This is a genomic window from Parasphingorhabdus sp. (genome assembly GCF_039939955.1).
Classification (GTDB): domain Bacteria; phylum Pseudomonadota; class Alphaproteobacteria; order Sphingomonadales; family Sphingomonadaceae; genus Parasphingorhabdus.
The window spans coordinates 291,810-314,174 of the sequence record NZ_JBDVHS010000005.1; the positions used below are offsets into that span (position 1 = coordinate 291,810).

Consider the following 22,365-nt stretch of genomic DNA (forward strand, 5'->3'; position numbering starts at 1 on the left):
ATAGATGGAAACGCGCTCCAATCATATTCTTGTCGGTGTTGTCACTTTGGCAATGCTGGCCTTGGTGGCTGCCTTTCTCGTATGGATTGTTCGCTTTGGCGACGGTGCAACGAAAGAATATGATATTTTCTTTGCGCAGTCGGTCGGCGGACTGGCTTCTGGAACCGGGGTGACCTTTGCCGGTGTGCCGTCCGGACAGGTGACCAAGGTCGAGCTTTGGAAAAAAGACCCAAATTTTGTTCGCGTCCGTATTGCGGTGAGCGAAGACACGCCGATCTTGGAGGGTACGACCGCGACGATCCAGAGTGTCAGCTTTACCGCCCCGCCGAATATTCAATTGGATGGCGCCAAAAAAGACGCGCCACCAATCACCGATCGCGGCCCCGAAGGCGTGCCGGTGATTCCAACCAAACCGGGTGCGCTTGGGGAATTGCTCAACAGCGCGCCACTGGTCGTAGAGCGGCTGGCAACGCTTACCGACCGGCTGACTTTGCTACTATCGGATGAAAATCAGAAATCCATCACCGGTATCTTGCGCAACACGGATAAGCTGACGGACAGTCTGGCGGATCAGGCACCGAATATGCGGCTGCTGATGGAAGAATCGCAGATCGCCATTCGTAACGCTGGTCAAACGGCGGAAAAGCTCTCCCTATTGGCGGACAATGCCAATGGGTTTCTGTCTAGCAATGGTGAACCGGTGGCGAAAAACCTTGCCAATACGCTGGATGCTGCGGACAAAAGCCTCCGCGCGCTGGAAGGTGTTTTGAAAAATGCACAACCCGCCGCTGCGCGCTTCTCCAGCAAGACATTGCCGGAAGTTGATCAATTGGTGGAAGATATGCAAGCCCTGACCAAATCAATGACGGCCGTGACCGAGCGACTGGATCAGGGCGGGGCCGGTTCATTATTGTCGGCGCCAGCGCTGCCGGATTATGAGCCAGGGCAATGAAAGGGTAGATAGGATGCGCGAATTTCAACCGTTGAAATCTGTCGGCCTGTTGGCGGCGATCCTCATGCTGAGCGCCTGTGTTAGCTTTGGCGCTTCCGATCCACCGCCATCGCTATTGTCGCTGTCGCCGGATCAGAAATTGTCGGCTGGCGCGACGCAGAGCGGACTGCAAAACGGTTCGCTTGTGGTGGCGCTGCCTGCCGCGCCGCAGAAGCTGAATACTATTCGGGTGCCGGTGCAAACCACCAGCACGGGCATTGCCTATTTGAAAGACGCCATTTGGGTCGACAAGCCGGCGCGCCTGTTTCGGGACCTTGTCAGCGAAACCATCGCGGCCCAAAATAACCGGTTGGTGCTTACGGCAACCGAAGCGGGTGGCAATGCGCAGACCTATATTACCGGCGAACTGATCAACTTTGGTCTTGATGGCCCCAGCCTGACAGTCACGGTTACTTATGACGCGGTCAAAATGACCGTCGATCAACCGGTTGAGAAAAAACGTTTCGAAGCCAGTGAAGCTGTTTTCGCTGCTGAACCGCTGGCCGTTGGTGAAGGTCTGAACAAGGCGGCCAATAGAGTAGCGGCCGAAGTGGCTGAATGGGTCGGCTAGGGCCGTCCTAGCGCCTATCATTCCCCGCCATAGCTAAAGCCCTCGGGTTGTGGCCAATCAATCGCGGTCGCCGCCATCACCTGGAACAGCCGTCCCATTTCATCCACATGGGTCAGCCGTTGATGGGCAGCGACGATTGCGTCCGCTTCTTTCGGACTCGCGACCATTAGCGATTCGGCGCGTTGATCAATCCCCAGCGACTTCAGCCATTGTCCCTGTTCCGCTGGCCCGTGGATCGCGAGCAAGCGCGTTCGCGCGATATTTGCAAGCGTATGAAAATCGACATGGGCGGTTAGATCGCAGGTTCCGGGGCTATCAAACGGGCTGATCGGCATATGATCCTTCACCGCCTGCAAGGTGCTGCCAGTGCCCGGCCTGCTATAGCCATAGTCGATAATCAGCAGACTGCCGCCCTGCTTGGCTATGCGATTGGCTATGTTGCCGGTTATCTCCACACTGACGGGCGAGCGTTCCAATATCGTATCTTCGGGAAATCCACTGGTGCTGCTGCCAATCCGGTCTTCTGTTGTTTCCTCGCTGGGTATCACCACAAATTTGCTGCGGTCGCGCATCACCATATGCCGTCGCCACCCGCTGGCGGTTGAGACGAATTGTTCAATGGGCAGGGCGTCGAAAAATTCGTTGGCGACGATGAGCAAGGGACCGTTTTCGGGAAGGCTGGCAATATCCTCATGCCATATGGCATCGGGATGCAAATCGGCCTGTCGGGCTTTTAGCACCGGGCTGGTCTCGACAAAATGGATCGTCGGGTGGCAACCAAATTTGGCCATCGATCGCAGCGCATCACTGGCCAAAGTACCGCGCCCCGGCCCCAGTTCGACATAATGGCAATGGTCGGGGGAGCCTTTGCGAAGCCAAAGGTCTGCCAGCCAGATACCGATGATTTCGCCAAACATCTGGCTGATTTCCGGAGCGGTGACAAAATCCCCCTCTTCGCCGAGCGGGTCTTTGCTGGCGTAATAAACGCCATTGGCGATAGCCATATAGTCACCCAGCGAAATCGGGCCCTCGCGGTCGATTTTGTCCGCGATTATATGGGCTGCGCTGGGTGGGTCCGTTTGAACGCCGTTAGGCAACGCTTTTATACCCTGCCACTGGTTCGATGCGTTCGCGCCGGCCTTTCGCGGTGAAGACAAGCCATGCACCGAGCAATATCATGGGGGCGGTTAGCCATTGGCCCATGCTGAATCCGGTCTGTTCGACCAACCAGGTCAGCTGTGTGTCGGGTTGGCGGAAAAACTCGACGGTAAAGCGGCTGAAGCCGTATACCAGCAGTCCGGTACCGACAAGCTTGCCGGGTTGATAGCGGGCCTCGGTTTTCCAGAAGAGCAGCGAGAGAATGATGAAATAGACTATGCCTTCTAGCCCTGCTTCATAAAGCTGGCTGGGGTGGCGCGCCACTTCACCACCCATGGGGAAGATGATAGCCCAAGGGGCGTCGGTTGCGCGGCCCCAAAGCTCGCCGTTGACGAAATTTGCGAGACGGCCGAAGAATAGGCCGAAAGGAACGACGCAAGCGACATAGTCGCACATCCGCAGAAAATTGAGTTTCTCCCGCCGGGATATCCACCATAAGGCTAGTACCACCCCGATGGTGCCACCGTGGAGTGACATGCCGCCGTTCCAGACTTGCAATATCTTCAACGGTTCTAGCAAGATTTCGGGATTGTAGAAAAACACATAGCCCAATCGTCCGCCGGCGATGATTCCGAGCGTCGCCCAGAAGATCATGTCATCGGCATGGCGCCGGGCCATTGGCGAACCGGGTTGATCGACCAATTTCGTCAGATACCAATAGCCAATGAGAATGCCGGCCAGATAGGCCAGCGAGTACCATTTTAGCTGGAAAAAGCCGAGGTCGAGCGCATTGGGAGAGAGGCCAAGCTCTTCAAACCGCGTAAACTGTGCCGCATTGGCCAATATAATATCAATCAACTCTTTTCCCCACGTGGTTTCCTGTCCATATAAAGGGAAATTCCCCTATACCAAGAGGGAACAACGGGAGACTAGAATAATGGCGACATCTGAACTGGATGCGGTAATCGATAAAACGCTAGCAGCGCTGACGCAGCCGGGTCAGCTGCTGGAGCTGGATACAGTCAATAAATATGGCACTGATCTGCCGATTTTTAAGAATGCGCCGCAGAATGTGTCGGACTATCTGGCCTATTTCTGCAACGAGCATAAGGATAAAGAATTTCTGATTGATGGCGATATTCGCCTGACCTTTGGCGAAACCTATGCCGCGGCACGTGTTTTGGCCGGCGGACTGGTGGAAGGCCATGGCATTCAGAAAGGCGACCGGATTGGCATTGCCGCACGCAATTCGGCCAATTGGGTCATTCTCGACATGGCGATCACCATGGCCGGCGGTGTCTCAACCAAGCTGAACGGCTGGTGGCAGGGCGATGAGCTTGTTGATGGCATTGAAGATGTTAGCTGCCGGATGGTTGTCGCGGACGTACAGCGGGCCAAGCGGATCACTGACACCGGCCGCAATCATGGCGCAGAAATCTTGATCTTCGACCATGACGTGGGCCCGATGGAAGGTTTGAAAGCATTGATGGCGAAGGGCGGTGGCGCGGAAACGCCGCTGCCACAAATGATGCCGGACGATAATGCGACCATCCTGTTTACCTCGGGATCCACGGGCAAGTCCAAAGGGGCCTATGCCGAACATCGGTCCGTTGTTCAGGGAGCGATGAGCTTTGTTGGCACGGTGATGGTGCTGGTCCATATCATGACCGAAGCCGGAACCATGCCGGACAGCCAGCCGACCGCTATGGTCTGTGTGCCGCTATTCCATGTCACCGCGTCCGTGCCTTTGGTGTTGGTGAGCTACGCCATCGGCCGCAAGCTGGTATTCCTCAACAAATGGGATGCCGAGCAGGCGATGCAGTTGATCGAGAAGGAGCGCGTGACCTATTTCGTAGGCGTGCCGCTGATGAGCATGGAGATATATTCCCATCCTGATTTCGATAAATATGATCTGAGCAGCTGTGTCACTATGGCCGCTGGCGGCGCGCCGCGTCCGGTGGAACATGTCAAACGGATCAAAGAGAAAATGGGCGATGGCTATCCGGTCATTGGCTATGGCTTGACCGAAACCAATGGCGTCGGTTGCTCTAATCAGAATGAAAATTATCTCGCCAAACCGGACAGCACCGGCCGGGCGACGCCGCCGATCGTCGATGTTGCGATTCTCGATGATGACGGCAATAAAATGCCGCAGGGCGAACGCGGCGAGGTTTGCATCCGCACCGCTGCCAATTTCAGTGGTTATTGGGGCAATGATGAAGCAACCAAGGAAGCGTTCACCGATGACGGATATTTCCGTTCTGGAGATATCGGCTATCTGGATCCCGAGGGCTATCTCTACATTGTCGATCGCAAGAAAGAGATCATCATCCGCGGGGGCGAAAATATCAGCTGTCAAGAAGTGGAAGCTGCGGTTTACGCCAATCGGGCCGTTGCCGAGGCCTGTATTTTCGGCGTTCCTGATGAACGGTTCGGGGAAGTGCCTGCGCTGGTCTATCACGTCAAAGACGGCCAAAGCCTGACCGACGAGCAACTGCTCGCATCGCTCAAAGACATGCTCGCGCCGTTCAAAATGCCGGTGCATATCTGGCAATATGATGAACCGCTGCCGAAGCTGGGCACTGCAAAAATTGCAAAAATCGTGCTCGCGAAAAAGCATCGCGACGAGCTGGCCGCAATCGGATGAATGTACGGGCCAATATTCCGGCCGCGCCGGCTGATCCGGGCAAACGGATCGTCCGGCAGCGGGAGATTATTGATCGCCGGGAGCTGGCCGAAAAAATCGAGGAAATCATTGCCGAACATGGCATGACCAAGGGGCGGGCAAATATTTTGCCTCTCCTGCAAGATGCGCTGGCCGATGGTCGCGCGGAAATCAGCAAGCGATTGCTGGCAAAACCATCAGCCGGTCATGAAATGGCCGCTGCGCAATCGTTTCTGGTCGATCAGCTGGTACGCCTGATCCATGATATTGCCGTGCACCACCAATATCCGGTCAGCAATCCATCGTCGGGCGAGCGTATCGCGGTCATGGCGGTTGGTGGCTATGGTCGGGGCGAAATGGCCCCGCATAGCGATGTCGATATTGCTTTTCTGACGCCGCACAAGGCCACGAGTTGGACCGAACAGGCGGTAGAAGCGATGCTCTACTGGCTCTGGGATTTGGGTCTCAAGGTCGGGCAAAGCAGCCGTTCGATCGACGAGATGGTGCGCATGGCCAAGGAAGATCTGTCTATCCGCACTGCGTTGCTCGAAGGTCGCTATATCTGGGGCGATACCGGGGTTTATGAAGAAGCAAAGCACCGCTTTTTCAATGAAGTCGTTGCCGGAACCGACAGTACCTTCGTCTCGGAGAAGCTGGCGGAACGGGATGCGCGGCACAAGAAAATGGGCGACAGCCGCTATGTCGTTGAACCCAATGTCAAAGAAGGCAAAGGGGGCATGCGCGACCTGCAAACGCTCTATTGGATCGGCAAATATGTCCACCGGGTGGCATCGGCCAAGGAACTTGTCGAAGTCGGCTTGCTTACGGCTGATGAATTTAAGCGTTTTCGCAAGGCTGCCAATTTTCTCTGGGCTGTCCGGTGCCACATGCATGATATGACCGGCCGCGCGGAAGACCGGCTTACCTTCGACTTGCAGACCGAAGTGGCCCAGCGGATGAACTTTGCCGACCGCCCCGGGAAATCAGCGGTCGAGCGGTTCATGCAATATTATTTCCTGAACGCAAAAGTGGTTGGCAATCTGACCGGTGTGTTCCTTGCCCATCTCGATGAGACGCATAACGCCGGGGTGCGCCGATTTTTGCCGTCGCTGACTCGCAAGCCGAAGAAACTGAAGGGCTTTGTCCTTGATCGCGGTCGACTTGCCTTGCCAGATGAAAATTTCTTCGAGGAAGACCCTGTCCGGTTGATCGAGATTTTCTGGTTGGCGGACAAGCACGGGCTCGAAGTGCATCCATTGGCGATGCGGTCAGCGCGGCGCGATGCCAAGCTGATCGATAATAAGATTCGCAATGATCGGCGGGCCAACAAGCTGTTTCTTGATGTGCTCTGCTCTCCGCGTGACCCCGAACTGGTGCTGCGCTGGATGAATGAGGCAGCTATTTTTGGTCGCTTCATCCCCGATTTTGGCCGTGTTGTGGCACAGATGCAGTTTGACATGTATCATCACTATACGGTCGACGAACATAGTATCCGCGCGATAGGCCTGCTCGCCCGAATTGGCAGTGGCAAATTGATTGAGGATCACCCCAACAGCACCGCGACGATGGAAAAACTGCAGAACCGCCGGGTGCTATTTGTCGCCACGCTGTTGCATGATATTGCCAAGGGACGCGGTGGTGACCACAGCGTGTTGGGCGCGGAGGTGGCGCTGGAGCTTTGCCCGCGACTAGGCTTGAAGCCCCATGAAACCGAGCTGGTTGCGTGGCTTGTCCGCAATCATCTGATGATGTCCGCGGTGGCCTTCAAGCGGGACCTTTCCGATTTCAAGACCATTCAAGATTTCGCCAGTCAGGTGAAAAGTGTCGAGCGTCTTCGTCAGCTTACTGTTCTCACCGTCGTTGACATTCGTGCGGTTGGACCCGGCGTATGGAATAGTTGGAAGCGGCAGTTGCTGACCGACTTGTTTGAAGCCACGCAGGAAGTGTTGTTGCTTGGCCACAAACAGCGTGGCCGTAAAGAACGGATTGCCGAGAAAAAAGCGGTTCTGGCCGAGACGCTTGATCTGCCCGAGGATGAATTCAAGACGTTGGCAAGCCGGTTTACCGATCCCTATTGGATTGCCGAGCCCGACGATATCATCGCCCAAAATGCCCGTCTGGTGTTGGACGCCGGGGATACGGACCTGTCGATTTTTGCCGATATCTATCCCGAACGCGGGGCCACGCTGATCACCGTCTATGCGGCGGACCATCCAGGCCTATTCTACCGGATCGCAGGGGGCATTCATGTCTCTGGCGGCAATATTATCGATGCGCGCATCCACACCACGCGTGATGGGATGGCGCTGGATAATTTCCTGGTCCAAGATCCGCATGGCAAACCTTTTACCGAAGAAGATCAATTGGAGCGGCTGAAACAGGCGGTCGAGGATGCGTTGGCCAATCGGGCCAAGCTCTCCAAGAAACTGGACGCCAGACCTTTGACCCATTCGCGGGCCGATGCCTTTGCAATCACGCCTTTTGCCCTGATCGATAATGAAGCGTCCAACCGGTTCACGGTGGTGGAAGTCAACGCGCAAGATCGGCCGGCCTTGCTCAACGAACTGGCCTATGCCCTGTTTGAATCGAAAGTGACGGTGCATAGCGCCCATATCGCGACCTATGGCGAGCGCGCGGTGGATACTTTCTATATCACCGATTTATTGGGCGGTAAGATTACCAGCAAACAGCGGCTGAACGGGCTTCAAAAGCGCCTGACCAACGCCGCCGGTGGCAAAGCCACGAAAAAAGCAGCCTAGCTGAGCTTGTCTTTCAGGGCCGCCAGAGCGCCAAAGGGGCCGGCTTCTTCTTCAGACTTCAACCCTTTTGCCTTGGCCGCGGCATCCGCATTGGGGCCGCGCGGATAGGGATCGAGCGACAGATATAGCGTCTGCGCAATGGCTTCCCCGAGATCGATCTGTCCCTGCTCATATTCAATGAGATCGCAATCTTCCTCGCTTAGTTCCACTTCTTCCTCGACCTCGCTTTGATCGACTTTGGGAACGAACAGAATATCGAATGCCTCTTTGACCTGAACCGGCATCGGCTCTTCCGTAATCACGCAGCTCTGCTGCAGACCGGATTCGATTTGTCCGGCAAAGGCAATCCCGCGCTCTCCGCCGGTCAGTTTATAGCTGGCCGTCAAGCTTGAGATGCTTGGCAAATCAAACCGCAGCGCAAGCGCTTCCCGCTCTTTTTCACTGGCAATGAGCGTGCCCGTTTTCGGTTTCGCACCTATATCACTCAGTTTGACGATATGAGAAAATTCTGGCGCTTCCATTATAGGCCCGATCCACTGTCAGGGATATTGCCAGCAACAATATCGCGGCTATCGCATTGCAGCAGCGCGGCATGATAAGCGGACAGCCGTTCGCTAAGATAGGCCAACGCTGAGACATCCGGTTTTTCGCCGCGAAAAACATTGCGCAAAATGGCGTCTTGCAGATCGGCACCATTTTCCAGCGCTTCGCGATAGGCGCCTACACGACCGCCCAAAGCACCCATCATGCGGCCGACTTGCTTGCCAACCACCATGTCGCCGACGCCGATCTGGCGCAATTGTCCATCCATGTCGGTGATGAAAATTTCGGTTAGCCAAGCGATCTCCTGATCCCAGTCTCTGCCTTTTTCTATCCGGATCATCACCAGAGAGAATATCGCAGCAATCATATCGAAACGGCCGTCCAGACTGTCGGGCACCTGACCTTGCTCATACCAGGTGATTTGCCGCCCTTCGCGCACAATGGCTTCGTATAATGGACGCATGCCGGCGTTGGATTCGTCCTTGGAAAATATTTTGCTCAAAAATGACATTGTTGGTTCCGCTGGTTGGATCGCATGTTTATGAACGATCAGGCCGGTTGTTAAGTCTAGATACAGGGCATATTGATATTTATTGCGCGAGATGCAATGGGCGATGACTAGTCAGGTACCGGAATGGTGTTGGCTGTATAGTGGAGAATGGTTTTGATGGTCGGCAATTTCAAAAAACATGGCTTGTGGCTCGGGCTTGTGGCTGGCGCCATGACGATGACAGGATGTACTCAGGTGCGCGGTCATCAGGGCTATATTGCCGATGAAGTGCTAATGTCCGCCGTTCAGGCTGGCGTTGATAACCGTCAATCGGTTGAGGCATCGCTGGGTCGTCCAACCTTCACCGGACAATTTGACGAAAATACCTGGTATTATTTGTCACGTAATACGCGCCAATATGGCTTCAGCACGCCGCGCCCCCGCGATCAGCAGGTCATGCGGGTGCAATTTGATGCCGCAGGCAATGTGATAGCCGTCGATCGCACCGGACTGGAACTGGTCGCCAATATCAGCCCAGAAGGCGACAAAACACCAACGCTGGGCCGTGAGCGGTCCTTTTTCGAAGAACTATTCGGCAATATCGGCGCAGTTGGTGCTCCCGGTGCGCAAGGCGGAAGCAACGATCCTACCCGGCCTTAAGTCTCCGAATAAGCCGTTCGCGGCTGCCTGATTTACTGAAGCAATCTATTTAGCGATGCCGCTGGCCGCCAATACTGCCAGTGTCACCAATTCCGATGCTGTGGATGCCATGGTTGCAATCTGCACGGATTTTTCCAATCCGACCAGCATCGGTCCGATAACCGAATCGCCGCCCAGTTCGCGGAGCAATTTTGCGGATAGATTGGCCGATTGCAGGCCGGGCATGACCAGCACATTGGCGGGTTGAGACAGCCGGTTGAACGGATAATTTGCCATCAGCTTGGGATTGAGCGCGACGTCGGGTGCCATTTCGCCTTCATATTCGAAACTGACGCGTCGCTCATCAAGCAGTGCCACAGCATCGCGGATGCTTTCCAGCCAGCGACCCGCTGGATTGCCAAAGGTTGAATAGCTGAGGAACGCGACGCGCGGTTCATGTCCCATTTGTCGTGCTACGGCAGCCGTCTGTTCAGCGATGTCGGCCAGTTCATGGGCGGATGGCCGCTCGTTGACGGTCGTATCGGCCATGAAAACCGTATGATGCTGACCAACCATGACATGAATGCCAAAGGCGGTGCGGCCAGGTTCGACATCGATGACCTTGGCGACATCACGGAAGGTTTGCGAATAGGGGCGGGTAACGCCGGTGATCATCGCATCGCCTTGGTCCATCGCAAGCAAAGCGGAACCAAAGATATTACGGTCCTGATTGACCATGCGCTTGATATCGCGCTCCATATAGCCGCGACGATGAAGCCGGTCGTATAGCATGCTCACCATATTGGGGACGAGCGGGCTGTTGCGGCTGTTATATACTTCAAAACTGTCGGGATCGCTGACGCCCAGTTCCTGTAGCTTTTCGCGGACGCGTTCATCGCGACCGACCAGAACCGGCGTACCATAGCCACCATCTTGAAACTGGATAGCGGCGCGCAGCACAACATCTTCTTCTGCTTCGGCAAAAATGACCCGTTTTGGTGATTGACGGCTAACCTCATAAGCTCGCGTCAGGACCGATGTGGTCGGATTGAGACGCGCCTTCAGATCCTGGCGATAGCCATCCAGATCCTCGATGGGTTTCTGGGCCACGCCGCTATCCATCGCCGCCTTCGCGACAGCGGCGGATACCACGTCCATGAGACGCGGATCAAAGGGAGCAGGGATGATATAATCGACGCCAAAGGTCGGGGCCTGTCCGCCATAAGCAGCGGCAACTTCTTCCGGAACCTGTTCGCGCGCGAGCTCGGCAATGGCATGGGCCGCTGCGACTTTCATTTCCTCGTTAATGCGGGTTGCCCGGACATCCAGCGCACCACGGAAGATGAAGGGAAAGCCGAGAACGTTATTGACCTGATTGGGATAGTCGGAGCGGCCCGTCGCCACAATCGCGTCTGGCCGTGCGGCCTTGGCATCGGGCGGCGTGATTTCCGGGTCGGGGTTGGCCATTGCAAAGATGATCGGTTTGTCGGCCATATCCATGACCATCTCGGGCTTCAGCGCGCCCGCAGCAGACAGGCCAAGAAACACATCAGCGCCTTTGAGCGCTTCGTTCAAATCGCGGGCATCTGTATCGATGGCATGGGCGGATTTCCACTGATCGACGCCGTCGCGGCCGCGGTAAATCACGCCCTTGCGGTCACACATGGTCAGATTGTCATGCGGAACGCCGAGGCTTTTGACGAGAGAAGCACAGGCAATAGCCGCAGCACCGGCGCCGTTGACGACAACCTTGATATCTTCAATCTTGCGGTTGGTTAGCAAGCAGGCGTTGATGATGCCGGCAGCGGCGATAATCGCAGTGCCATGCTGGTCATCGTGGAAAACGGGAATGTTCATCCGGTCGCGCAAGGTTTGTTCAATGATGAAGCAAGCCGGTGCTGCGATATCTTCCAAATTGATCCCGCCAAAGCTGGGTTCCATGATTTGGACGGCGTTGATAAAGGCATCTGTGTCTTCGGTATCAAGCTCTATATCAATTCCGTCGACATCGGCGAACCGTTTGAACAGGACGGCCTTTCCTTCCATTACCGGCTTCGACGCAAGCGCACCGAGATTGCCAAGGCCAAGAATCGCAGAACCGTTGGAGATGACGGCCACGAGATTGCTCTTTGCGGTATAATCATAGGCTTTCGCAGGGTCATCAGCGATAGCGCGGACCGGGACGGCGACGCCGGGCGAATAAGCGAGGCTGAGATCGCGTTGGGTCGCCATCGGCTTAGAGGCGACAATTTCGATTTTCCCCGGGCGACCATGAGAGTGGAAAAGCAGGGCTTCACGTTCAGAAAATTCTACATTGCTCTCATTCTTGTCGGCCAAAACTTATCTCCGTATATTGTGGGCAGGCTAGACTGCGCCGCCCGGTTCAACGCCTAGCCGCTTTGCTGCAGGGCCGCAATATCAACTAAATTTCGATAGGATGTCATCGCCACTCTTTTATGTCTCGTCGCAGTCGGCTATCGCCAGACCATGGCAACCCGGACTCAGGACAAAGTGAAGAAAAAGGCAAAAGCCGCTGCGCCGAAACCGGTCAAGGTTACGCCGATGATGGAGCAATATTTCGCGCTGAAGGAAAAAGCAGACGATTGCCTGCTTTTCTATCGCATGGGGGATTTCTTCGAGCTGTTCTACGACGATGCCAAACAGGCTTCGGCGGCCCTGGATATCGCTCTAACGTCGCGTGGAAAAAATGCCGGTGACTCGATCCCGATGTGCGGCGTGCCGGTCCATGCCGCAGAAAGCTATTTGGCAAAATTGATCCGGGCCGGTTTTAAGGTCGCGATTGCGGAACAGGTGGAAACGCCGGCAGAGGCAAAGGCGCGCGGTGGCTACAAGGCCTTGGTTGCGCGGGACATCGTCCGCTATGTCACTGCGGGGACGTTGACCGAAGATACTTTGCTCGATGCGCGCAGTGACAATATGTTGGTCGCGCTGGCGCAGGTTCAGGGCGAGATCGGACTGGCGGCGGTTGATATTTCGACCGGCAATTTTGAACTGGCGACGATTTCTGACGATGCTCTGGATGCGGAGCTGGCCCGGCTGGCACCTTCGGAAATCATCTGCCCGCCCGCCCTCATGCCCCGGCTGGTATCAGCGACGGCTTGGGACAAAGGCCATTTTGAGAGCGTGGGCGCGGAAAAGCGCCTGCAGGAGCATTTCGGGGTCGCGACGCTGGACGGCATGGGCGAATTTTCGCGGGTCGAACTGGCAACGGCAAGCGGCTTGGTTGCCTATGTCAATCATGCCTCCCAAGGCAATACGCCCTATTTGCATCCACCCAAAAGGCGAGAAACGCGGGAGTTTCTCTCAATCGACGGTCCGACCCGCGCGAGTTTGGAGATTGACCGCACATTGGCTGGTGCGCGGGAAGGTAGCCTGCTGCACGCAATCGACCGGACGGTTACACCGGCGGGGGCCCGTTTGCTGGCGCGCGATCTATCGGCGCCCTTGTTTGAGGAACAGAAAATCAACCAGCGACTGGGTCTGGTGCAATGGTTTCATGACGGTTCCGCAGTGCGCGATGATGTCCGCACCGAACTCCGCGCGTTACCCGATATTGGTCGGGCGCTGGGCCGGGTCTCGGCGGGTCGAGGCAGTCCGCGGGACCTTGGGCAGATTCGCGATGGTTTAAGCGGTGCCCGTATCCTGCGCGAACGCTTGGCTTTGGCGGCGGGCCTGCCGGAGCTATTGAACAATATCTTGCCCGCGCTAGACGGGCATGCGGCGCTGGTAGATCTGTTGGATAGGGCGCTTGTTGAAGCCCCGCCGACCGAGATGGTCAATGGTGGCTATATTGCAGCGGGTTTTGATTCGGCGCTGGACGAATTGCGGAGCGCTGGCTCTGACGGTCGCAAGGCCATTACGACGCTGGAAGCGCGCTATCGTGAGTCCACCGGCATCAACAGTCTGAAGATCAAGCACAATGCGGTGCTGGGCTATTTTATTGAAGTACCGGCGCGTCATGGCGATAGCTTGATGGCGGAGGATTCCGGTTTTACCCATCGGCAAACGCTTGCTGGCGTCGTTCGGTTCAATTCAACCGACCTGCATGAAGAGGCTGTGCGCGTGTCACAGGCCGGGGCGCATGCTTTGGCGGCCGAAGCAGCGCATTTTGAAGAGCTGGTCGACAAGCTTCTGGCCCGCAAGCAAGAGATTGGCGAAAGCGCCGATGCGCTAGCCCGGATCGACGTTGCTGCGGCCCTCGCCGAACGTGCCGCCGAAGGCCAATGGTGCCGCCCCGAATTTGTCGGTGGCAATGTCCTGGATATTCAAGCCGGCCGTCACCCTGTGGTCGAAGCCGCTTTGTCGGCCAAAGGCGACCCCTTTGTCGCTAATGATTGCAGCCTGGCGCAGGATGAGCGCTTGTGGCTGGTATCGGGCCCCAACATGGGTGGTAAATCAACTTTCTTGCGGCAAAATGCGTTGATCGTCATTCTGGCTCAAGCCGGAGGCTTCGTACCGGCGTCTTCCGCACGGCTCAGTCTGGTGGACCGTCTGTTCAGCCGCGTTGGCGCTTCGGACAATCTGGCTCAGGGGCGTTCGACCTTCATGGTCGAGATGGTGGAAACGGCCACGATCCTATCGCAGGCGACCGAGAAGAGCTTTGTCATTCTTGACGAAGTAGGCAGGGGTACATCCACCTATGACGGGCTTGCGCTTGCGTGGGCGGTGGTGGAAGCGGTGCACGAAACCAATTGCTGTCGTTGCCTGTTCGCGACCCATTATCATGAACTGACGAGGCTGGCTGACCGTCTGGATGCGCTGTCCCTGCACCATGTTCGTGCACGCGAATGGAAAGGCGATCTGGTCCTGCTTCACGAGCTGGCCAAAGGTCCGGCAGACCGCAGCTATGGCTTAGCAGTGGCGAAACTGGCGGGTATTCCAAAGCCGGTGTTGAACCGCGCCAAAGCGGTGCTCGACAAGCTGGAAGCCGGCAAAGCGGAAACTGGCGGACTGGCGGCTGGACTGGGTGATCTCCCGCTTTTTGCGGCAAGCCTTGCAGAAGTCGAAGAAAAATCCGATAGCTTGCGCGTGGCCTTGGGTGCGATTGATGTAGACGCCCTATCCCCGCGAGAGGCATTGGATCAACTATATGCGCTGAAGACGCAACTTGAACAGGAATGAAGATATGAAAAAGTGGATATTGATTTTGCTGGCCGTGGTTGTCGTTGGCGGCGGTTCCTTTGTTTATTATGCGCGAAACGCCAATGCGGAACCACTGGTTGTCGGTGCCACCGCACCAGATTTCACGACAACCGGTGCGCTGGCTGGTGAGGAATTTGAATTTTCTTTGGCCGACAAGCTGAAAGACGGTCCGGTCGTGCTCTTTTTCTTTCCCAAAGTATTTACCGAGGGCTGCACAATCGAAGCGAATATGTTCGCCGAAGCCACCGCTGACTTCAACGCTGCGGGTGCGACGGTGATCGGCATGTCGGGCGATGATATCGAAGGGTTGAAGAAATTCTCCGTCTCCGAATGCCGCGACAAATTCGCCGTTGCTCAGGCCGATGGAAAAATTATCAAGGACTATCAGGTGCGTATGGCACCCGGTCTCACGATGACCAACCGCACCAGCTATGTGATCGATCAGGACGGTAAAATCGTGTTTGTTCACAGCGCGATGAAACCGCACGGCCATGTGTCGGGCTCTTTGGCAACCGTGCAAGCGCTGTCGAAAAGCTGATTAAATAGTTGCATTTGCCCAAAGGCTAGACTGAAAGACGCTCATGACCGATCACGCACCCGATCCAGCCATGCTTGCTAAGGCGGAAACGCTAACCGACGCGCTGCCTTATATGCAGCGCTATGCGGGAGCGACCTTTGTCGTCAAATATGGCGGTCACGCTATGGGCGATGCCACGTTGGCAAAGAATTTTGCGCAGGATATCGTGCTGTTGAAGGCGGTCGGGATCAATCCGGTTGTTGTCCATGGTGGCGGACCACAAATCGGCGCTATGCTTGAGCGGGTTGGCGTGGAAAGCGAATTTGTCGATGGCTTGCGGGTTACGACCAAGGAAACCGCAGAAATCGCGGAAATGGTCTTGTCCGGCGCGATCAACAAGGAACTGGTCAGCTGGATTGGTCAGGCTGGTGGCAGCGCGATCGGTATATCCGGCAAGGATGGCGGATTTGTCAAAGCGACGAAATTGCGGCGGACCGAACGCGATCCGGATAGCAATATCGAACGGATCATTGATCTTGGCTATGTTGGAGAGCCGAAGAAAGTGGATCGCGGCGTGGTCGACAAGATTTCGGCTGCCGGGATGATTCCGGTCATCGCCCCCATTGGTGTGGGCGAAGATGGCGCAACCTATAATATCAATGCCGATACAATGGCGGGCGCGGTGGCGTCGGCTTTGCGCGCATCGCGTCTTTTCCTGCTGACCGACGTGCCGGGTGTGCTCGACAAGAATGGGGAATTGCTGACCGATCTTGATCCTGTAAAAATTCAGGATCTGGTGGATGAAGGCACGATTTCTGGCGGGATGATTCCAAAGCTGGAAACCTGCGTGAAGGCGGTGGAGGAAGGCGTGGATGCAGCGGTTGTTCTCGATGGCCGGATTCCGCACGCAATGTTGCTGGAAATCTTCACCAGCAAGGGCGCAGGTACGCTGGTCAAGGATGATTTTCAGTCGGTTGAATAATTGCCTAGCTGTCTTATATATATGCTACAGTAAAATTCTGGCGTTACGGGTAACAAACCTCTAGTCGCTATGCCAGATTATCGATAAAGGATCCGACCATGGCATTCGCAATTCTTCAGATCATCGCAATCCTCCTCAACGTGGCGATTACCGTCATCATTGTGCAAGCAATCATGAGCTGGTTGCTCGCCTTTAACGTGATCAATCTGCAAAATGATATCGTCCGTGCAGTCTGGACTGCACTGGATGGGCTCACCGCCCCGATTTACCGGCCGATTCGCCGGATCATGCCGGATTTTGGTGCGATTGACCTTACGCCGATGGTTGTCATCATCGGTATCATCATCTTGCAGGATGCGATCCTGCCTCCTCTGGCGCAGGCTCTCCTCAGTTGACCACTGCACATATTATTGACGGCAAGGCATTTGCCGCCGGTCTACGCGAACGCATCAAAGATGCAGTCCCGACATTTCAAAAACAAGCTGGCCGCGCGCCGGGCCTTGCGGTTGTCTTGGTCGGCGAAGATCCGGCCAGTCAGGTCTATGTCGCTTCCAAGCATAAGGCGACGATCGCTGCTGGCATGGAAAGTTTTGAACATCGGCTGCCGGCCGATGTCGCGCAGGATGATCTGCTCGCTTTGGTGGAGCAGTTGAACAAAGACGAGACCGTAGACGGCATATTGGTGCAATTGCCTCTGCCCGATGGTCTGGACGAGAAAGCGGTCGTGATGGCTATCGACCCGGACAAGGACGTCGATGGTCTGCACGTGATCAACGCAGGCCGATTGGCCAATGGCGAAGAGGCGTTAACGCCTTGTACGCCTCTTGGTAGCCTGATGCTGCTGAAGGATAGTTTGGGCGACCTTTCGGGCTTGAATGCTGTCGTGGTTGGCCGGTCGATATTGGTCGGCAAGCCGATGGCGCAGCTCCTGCTCGGCGAAAATTGCACCGTAACCATGGCGCATAGCCGAACGCGCGACCTGCCTGAGGTTGTTCGTCGCGCCGATATTGTTGTTGCGGCTGTTGGCCGCGCAGAAATGGTCAAAGGCGACTGGTTGAAAGACGGCGCGGTGGTTATCGATGTCGGTATCAACCGGCTTGCCCCTGAACCGGGCAAGGATAGAGGACGTTTGGTGGGCGATGTCGCCACTGCCGAAGCAATGGACCATGTTCGCGCTATCACCCCGGTCCCGGGAGGAGTTGGCCCCATGACCATTGCAGTGCTATTGCGCAATACGCTGGTCGCTGCATCTGCGCGCGTCGGGCTGGAGAAACCGGAGGGCCTATGATGCGCTTATTCGCCGCAATTGGAATTACATTGATGCTAGCTAGCTGCGCCAGCGGTGGTGGCCGGCTCAATGACCGTGAACGCTATAATAGGGTGGCCGGCAAGCCCGTCGCCAATCCCAGCGCGGTTGTGAAAGCAGAACTGTCTTTCGCGCGCCTGGCGCAGGAAAAAGGGCAATGGACCGCGTTTCGTGAAACCGCGGCCGATGAAGCGATCATGTTCACACCCAATCTGGTCAATGCGCAACAATGGCTGAAAAGCAAAGCGGATCCAGCGCAGGCTGTGGATTGGCAGCCGCATAAAATCTACATGTCCTGTGATGGCAGTGTCGGTGTCTCGACCGGTGCTTGGCAAAGTGCCAAAGGGGCCACGGGTCACTTTACCACCATCTGGCATCAGGAAGGCTTTGGTGAGCGCAAGCCCGGCAAGGAAGTAGAATGGAAATGGATTTTCGATGATGGTCTGCCGCTTGAGACACCACTGGCGGAACCGGATTATATCGAGACCGAAGTTGCGAAGTGCAAAGCGATAGTCTCTGCGGGCTCGGCACCAACGGGCCTGACGAAAAAAGGCAAGTCGGCGGCTTCTGCCGATGGGAGCCTGATCTGGAATGCCAGCTTCACCGATGACGGATCACGCGTTGTTTCTGTCGATCTGGCAGCAGAGGATGGTAGTTTCCGACGCGTCCATGAATATCGTGTTGCAGCGCCAACCAAATGATCGAACTCTTCATCTCTGCCTTCATCACCTTTTTTGTGGTGATAGATCCGCCAGGTTGTGCGCCGATTTACGCGAGTCTGACCAATAGCGCGCCTCCGCGCGATCGCCGGATCATGGCCATTCGGGCGATCATTGTTTCCTCGATCATCTTGCTGGGCTTCGTCCTTTTTGGCGAGCAAATGCTGGGCGCGCTGGGCATCAGCCTGGATAGTTTTCGCATAGCTGGCGGCATCATGCTCTTTTTAATCGCACTGGAAATGGTCTTCGAGAAACGTACCGAACGGCGCGAAGATCGGGCGCAGGAGATTATCGAGCAACCGGAGATTGAGGATGTATCGATATTCCCCATGGCTATGCCGATGATTGCCGGCCCGGGCTCGATCGCTGCGGTCATGCTGCTGACATCGCAACATGCTGGCTTTAACGATGGCTTGGTCATTCTCGGCGCTCTGGGTGCCGTTCTGCTGCTCACGCTTGTCGGACTGCTCGCGGCCGGGCCATTGATGCGGGTGCTGGGCAGCAAGGTAGAGGCGGTTATTACCCGGGTGCTAGGCGTGTTGCTGGGCGCGCTGGCGGTGCAATTTGTTGTCGATGGGTTAAATGCGAGCTTCTGACTTGTCTGCCTGAAGACCTATCTGGCGATCGCAAACGCCAAGCGACAATTCAGACTAGATTTTCTGTGAGGAATGATGACGGCAAGGTCGCTAGCGGATCGCCTCTGATTCGACGAGCACTTCGATCGCTTGGTTGATCAGGGCTGGATTCATGATGACGCGCCGGATCAGTTGTTCCGGGCTCTCATCTTTTTCATTTCCATAGTTTTCGACCAGGCGATCCCATGATTGCTGTGCTTCTTCCATCCGGCCATTCTCGGCATAAACCATGGCCATGGTGATGTCATAATATGGACCGATACCAGTACTGGACGGAATGATTTTTTCGGCGAGCTGCAGCGCTTCCTGCTTTTTATCTTCTGTTAATAGCGCCAGAACCAGCCCAGTTTCAGCGGCCAACGAACCACCAGGGTCCAGAGCGACGGCTTGTCTCAGATAGTTGATTCCGTCGGGATCGTGACAGCCGAGCAGATGGGCACCAATCTGCGCCTGCAAGGTTGCTTCATACGGGTTTAGTTCGATCGCTTTTTCTGCAAATTCTTTACCGCGGGCGCAGCTGTCACTGAAAAAACTGGATCGAGCGAGTGCGAAATTGGCAGATGCATCTTCTCTGCCGCGAATCAAGGCGCGGCGTGCGAACTGCAGGGCGGTTTCAAAATTACCTTCTTTTCCTAATTGCAGTTGATGTGATACGGTCATCAGCGAGGCAGCGGCCAATATTCTGCTATCCAACGGATCTTCCAGGAGTGATTGCGCAATGCATGAATCAACGATGGGCATTAGTTCAGGGTCACGGTTGGCGCGGTAATTTTCGAAACGCAGTAAACAAGCATAGCCGATCATAGCATCATTGGGCATGTGTTCCCGTTGATCGGTAGCGATGACGCCGTAAGCGCTTGCGATGCGACTGACTATGGGGCCGAGTTTTTCGGGATATTCGACCGGTGAACCCGGCATGGGGATCGTCGTCGACCAAATTGTCTCATTGCGCATCAAGGATGATAAAGAAAATTTGATTTCAGAACCGCTTACGCCCGCGACCAATTGGCTTTCAAGCAGATAAGCATTTTGTTTCGGCCGCGCTGTAATGTTCGAGACATCCACTGCTGCTAGCCGTACCTGCGAGGAGCCAGCGAAGGCATGTTCAAAGAACAGTTCGATTTCTCGTGCTCTGTTGCGATCTTCGCCGATAAGCCCTCGCTGTGCGCTGGCGATATAGATTCTGGGGGGCAGGACATATTGCTGTGTCTGTGACCCCTTATCTTGATCACCTTCTTTGTCGGCGTACAGCCACCAAATCAGCGTTAGGCCGATAGCGGTAAGCAATGCAACCAGGCCCAGAACCATCTGCTGTTTGCTTAAGCGCGCCTTCCGCTTCGGTTTACGCGGCGGCGTGATAGAGACGTCGTCATTTTCTTTGAACTCGGTCAGTTTTTGAGGCGTGTCCGATCCATCGACTCGCAGTTCGACGGCGTAGTGGCCAATCGGAATGCGAAGCCGCTCCTCCGTGCCAAGTGCGGCATAATGGGCAGCCAGTATCTTGCGCAGACGTCCGACTTGAACGCGCGGATAGCTGTCGGATTGAACATCGAAATCTTCGGTGCGGCCGAGGCCATCCACGGCAACTTGATAGGCTTTGGGTGGGGTATCGGGGTTCGTGATCGCCTCTTCAACCAGATAGCTTAAGAGCTGCGACATTACCGGCGAACGAGAGAATTCCGAAGATTTCAGCAGCGCTTTGGTCTCTGCACGGAGCATCCGTGCTCGTTGTTCGGCTGGGATCGACGACGACATTATTTTTTACTCGCACGCACTAATATTACTGATGACATAATGCTCTTGTTTTGGGAGAGTAGCAATATCATTCGAACTCTGCCCAATCTCTCAGGCTGACCCAGCCTTCGCTGCCAACGATAATATGGTCATGAACGGTCAATCCCAGTGCTTTGCCAGCTTTTGCTAGCCTATTCGTGGCTTCGACATCACCGTCGCTTGGTTTCGGGTCGCCCGATGGATGATTGTGCGCCAAGATTAAAGCCGATGCATCCAAAGCCAGTGATCGTTTTAATATTTCTCGTGGATATATGGGAGCTTCTGAAATCGTGCCTCTGCTGACAACTTCATCGCTGATGAGGCGGTTCTTGCTGTCAAGAAACAAGACACGGACTTCTTCAATTGGCAGGTGAGCCATCGCGACTACAAGATATTCGATAACATCCGTTGCGTTAGACAGATAAGTGCGATCAAGCATCTTATCCTTCGTGGACAAAACCATCGCTTCACGCACTAACAATAGTATCGCCCGGGCCGCGCTATTCTTCGCGGGCCATGAATTGGCGTGGAGAACGCCGCCGATAGAACCAAATTCAGCAATTAGTGCAGCCGCGACAGCGGGCGCATCGTCGATTTTCGCTAGAACGAATAGTCGCTCCAGGATCTGTCGACCCCGAACTGCCGAAGGCGCTGCTGATGGCGGTAGGTAGCCGCTGCCAAAACAATTAGCATCGGATAGCCCCAGAATGCCACTATCGCGTAATAAGCTTGCGGAAGAAGCTCCGGAATGAACATTATCGGGATATGTGACAGAACCTGAATCATTTGCATCGAGCATATCCATAAAGTCCAATATCTTTCTGCATTTAGTGCCAAGGCTAAAAAGGCCAAGAATATCACCACATCACAAATCAGGATTCCGACTTCCGGTTGCGTGAACCCACTGTCGGAATAAGAGCCTGTGATGATGGTCAGGATGACCCCCACAACGAAGATCAATCCGCCCCATCTTTCAGGTGCGCCCCCTTTGACGGTCGAATAGAGACAAACGATCGTCAGGAGAGAGAAGAAGAATTCGATACGAGACACTGCGCAATCGGACCAAAAAAGCCCTGCTTGGTCAAGTTTCGATATTCTTACTAAGCGCTTTTTACGACGTGGAGCGGTCTCGATACATCATCTGCGGCACTGGCCTGTGATGGAGGGCACTCGAAAACATCGCCGAGGCTCACCGCGCGCAACCCCGCGTCGTCACGGTCAGTAGCTAAATGACCATGTGCTTCCACGACTTCTCGATAAGAAGATGCTGTTTTGGCGGCTGCGGCAATCAGCTTTTCGGATGCATCCATGCCTGCGGTCAAAGAAAAACGGGTTCCAGGAGCGAGGCGGGCTGAAGCAATATTGCTCATCAATTCACCCATTTGCACCATCGTTAGGTTCAAGGATTTTTCGACTTCATGAACTTTTTCCGCAATGGGGCGGGCGGCTTCGATACGTTGATTTAACATGTGAATCTCCAGACGCCGGACGATGCCGACGCCAAATTACAATCT

The 22,365-nt window shown here is 55.3% G+C and carries 21 protein-coding genes; 12 read left to right on the forward strand and 9 right to left on the reverse strand.

The window, feature by feature from the left end; all coding sequences use genetic code 11:
* Positions 1 to 4 precede the first annotated feature (4 nt).
* Positions 5 to 952: an MlaD family protein gene (locus ABJG22_RS06640; RefSeq protein WP_348019467.1), complete on the forward strand. Its 948-nt coding sequence runs from the start codon at positions 5 to 7 to the stop codon at positions 950 to 952.
* Between the two features lie 13 nt (positions 953 to 965).
* Positions 966 to 1,562 (forward strand): ABC-type transport auxiliary lipoprotein family protein, encoded by a 597-nt coding sequence (locus ABJG22_RS06645; protein ID WP_348019468.1) that lies wholly within the window; start codon positions 966 to 968, stop codon positions 1,560 to 1,562.
* Positions 1,563 to 1,579: 17 nt separating this feature from the next.
* On the opposite strand, the gene ABJG22_RS06650 is transcribed toward ABJG22_RS06645, so the two are convergent.
* Both ABJG22_RS06650 and lgt read right to left on the reverse strand, forming a co-directional pair.
* A complete protein-coding gene (locus ABJG22_RS06650) occupies positions 1,580 to 2,719 on the reverse strand; it encodes an SAM-dependent methyltransferase (RefSeq protein WP_348019469.1) in 1,140 nt (379 codons plus the stop codon).
* Positions 2,652 to 3,518 carry a prolipoprotein diacylglyceryl transferase gene (lgt, locus tag ABJG22_RS06655; protein WP_348019470.1) on the reverse strand — a complete coding sequence of 289 codons (867 nt, stop codon included), beginning with the start codon at positions 3,516 to 3,518 and terminating at the stop codon, positions 2,652 to 2,654. Before lgt ends, ABJG22_RS06650 begins: the two co-directional genes overlap by 68 nt.
* Positions 3,519 to 3,597: 79 nt before the next feature.
* Between lgt and ABJG22_RS06660 the strand changes: the two genes are divergently transcribed.
* The gene (locus ABJG22_RS06660) at positions 3,598 to 5,307 is read left to right on the forward strand and encodes a class I adenylate-forming enzyme family protein (protein WP_348019471.1); all 1,710 of its coding nucleotides are present in this window, start codon (positions 3,598 to 3,600) and stop codon (positions 5,305 to 5,307) included.
* Complete coding sequence (locus tag ABJG22_RS06665) at positions 5,304 to 8,084, forward strand: [protein-PII] uridylyltransferase (protein ID WP_348019472.1); 2,781 nt, start codon at positions 5,304 to 5,306, stop codon at positions 8,082 to 8,084. Before ABJG22_RS06660 ends, ABJG22_RS06665 begins: the two co-directional genes overlap by 4 nt.
* On the opposite strand, the gene ABJG22_RS06670 is transcribed toward ABJG22_RS06665, so the two are convergent.
* On the reverse strand, positions 8,081 to 8,605 hold the full coding sequence (locus ABJG22_RS06670; protein ID WP_348019473.1) for a YceD family protein: 525 nt from the start codon (positions 8,603 to 8,605) through the stop codon (positions 8,081 to 8,083). The genes ABJG22_RS06665 and ABJG22_RS06670 overlap by 4 nt on opposite strands.
* On the reverse strand, positions 8,605 to 9,138 hold the full coding sequence (locus ABJG22_RS06675) for a ubiquinol-cytochrome C chaperone family protein (protein WP_348019474.1): 534 nt from the start codon (positions 9,136 to 9,138) through the stop codon (positions 8,605 to 8,607). The genes ABJG22_RS06670 and ABJG22_RS06675 overlap by 1 nt, the downstream gene beginning before the upstream one ends.
* Positions 9,139 to 9,294: 156 nt before the next feature.
* On the opposite strand from ABJG22_RS06675, the gene ABJG22_RS06680 reads away from it, so the two are divergent.
* Complete coding sequence (locus ABJG22_RS06680; RefSeq protein WP_348020314.1) at positions 9,295 to 9,777, forward strand: outer membrane protein assembly factor BamE; 483 nt, start codon at positions 9,295 to 9,297, stop codon at positions 9,775 to 9,777.
* A 45-nt stretch (positions 9,778 to 9,822) separates the two neighbouring features.
* Here the strand turns inward: ABJG22_RS06680 and ABJG22_RS06685 are convergent, their stop codons facing one another.
* Positions 9,823 to 12,093, reverse strand: a complete 2,271-nt coding sequence (locus ABJG22_RS06685; RefSeq protein WP_348019475.1) for an NADP-dependent malic enzyme — start codon at positions 12,091 to 12,093, stop codon at positions 9,823 to 9,825.
* A gap of 225 nt (positions 12,094 to 12,318) precedes the next feature.
* Here ABJG22_RS06685 and mutS point away from each other — a divergent pair, with 225 nt between their 5' ends.
* From mutS to ABJG22_RS06720, 7 genes are all read left to right on the forward strand, one after another.
* Complete coding sequence (mutS, locus tag ABJG22_RS06690) at positions 12,319 to 14,898, forward strand: DNA mismatch repair protein MutS (RefSeq protein ID WP_348020315.1); 2,580 nt, start codon at positions 12,319 to 12,321, stop codon at positions 14,896 to 14,898.
* Positions 14,899 to 14,902: 4 nt separating this feature from the next.
* Positions 14,903 to 15,457: a peroxiredoxin gene (locus ABJG22_RS06695; RefSeq protein ID WP_348019476.1), complete on the forward strand. Its 555-nt coding sequence runs from the start codon at positions 14,903 to 14,905 to the stop codon at positions 15,455 to 15,457.
* A gap of 43 nt (positions 15,458 to 15,500) precedes the next feature.
* Complete coding sequence (gene argB, locus ABJG22_RS06700) at positions 15,501 to 16,418, forward strand: acetylglutamate kinase (protein WP_348019477.1); 918 nt, start codon at positions 15,501 to 15,503, stop codon at positions 16,416 to 16,418.
* A 98-nt stretch (positions 16,419 to 16,516) separates the two neighbouring features.
* Complete coding sequence (locus ABJG22_RS06705) at positions 16,517 to 16,813, forward strand: YggT family protein (RefSeq protein WP_348019478.1); 297 nt, start codon at positions 16,517 to 16,519, stop codon at positions 16,811 to 16,813.
* Positions 16,810 to 17,706: a bifunctional methylenetetrahydrofolate dehydrogenase/methenyltetrahydrofolate cyclohydrolase FolD gene (folD, locus tag ABJG22_RS06710; protein ID WP_348019479.1), complete on the forward strand. Its 897-nt coding sequence runs from the start codon at positions 16,810 to 16,812 to the stop codon at positions 17,704 to 17,706. Before ABJG22_RS06705 ends, folD begins: the two co-directional genes overlap by 4 nt.
* Positions 17,703 to 18,425 carry a hypothetical protein gene (locus ABJG22_RS06715; protein ID WP_348019480.1) on the forward strand — a complete coding sequence of 241 codons (723 nt, stop codon included), beginning with the start codon at positions 17,703 to 17,705 and terminating at the stop codon, positions 18,423 to 18,425. The genes folD and ABJG22_RS06715 overlap by 4 nt, the downstream gene beginning before the upstream one ends.
* The gene (locus ABJG22_RS06720) at positions 18,422 to 19,039 is read left to right on the forward strand and encodes a MarC family protein (protein WP_348019481.1); all 618 of its coding nucleotides are present in this window, start codon (positions 18,422 to 18,424) and stop codon (positions 19,037 to 19,039) included. The genes ABJG22_RS06715 and ABJG22_RS06720 overlap by 4 nt, the downstream gene beginning before the upstream one ends.
* Before the next feature lie 90 nt (positions 19,040 to 19,129).
* Here the strand turns inward: ABJG22_RS06720 and ABJG22_RS06725 are convergent, their stop codons facing one another.
* The 4 genes from ABJG22_RS06725 to ABJG22_RS06740 form a co-directional block, all read right to left on the reverse strand.
* On the reverse strand, positions 19,130 to 20,797 hold the full coding sequence (locus tag ABJG22_RS06725) for a hypothetical protein (RefSeq protein WP_348019482.1): 1,668 nt from the start codon (positions 20,795 to 20,797) through the stop codon (positions 19,130 to 19,132).
* A gap of 103 nt (positions 20,798 to 20,900) precedes the next feature.
* Positions 20,901 to 21,314: a JAB domain-containing protein gene (locus ABJG22_RS06730; RefSeq protein ID WP_348019483.1), complete on the reverse strand. Its 414-nt coding sequence runs from the start codon at positions 21,312 to 21,314 to the stop codon at positions 20,901 to 20,903.
* Positions 21,315 to 21,451: 137 nt separating this feature from the next.
* Complete coding sequence (locus ABJG22_RS06735) at positions 21,452 to 21,901, reverse strand: hypothetical protein (RefSeq protein ID WP_348019484.1); 450 nt, start codon at positions 21,899 to 21,901, stop codon at positions 21,452 to 21,454.
* Positions 21,902 to 21,951: 50 nt separating this feature from the next.
* Positions 21,952 to 22,320: a hypothetical protein gene (locus ABJG22_RS06740; RefSeq protein WP_348019485.1), complete on the reverse strand. Its 369-nt coding sequence runs from the start codon at positions 22,318 to 22,320 to the stop codon at positions 21,952 to 21,954.
* Between the last annotated feature and the right edge of the window lie 45 nt (positions 22,321 to 22,365).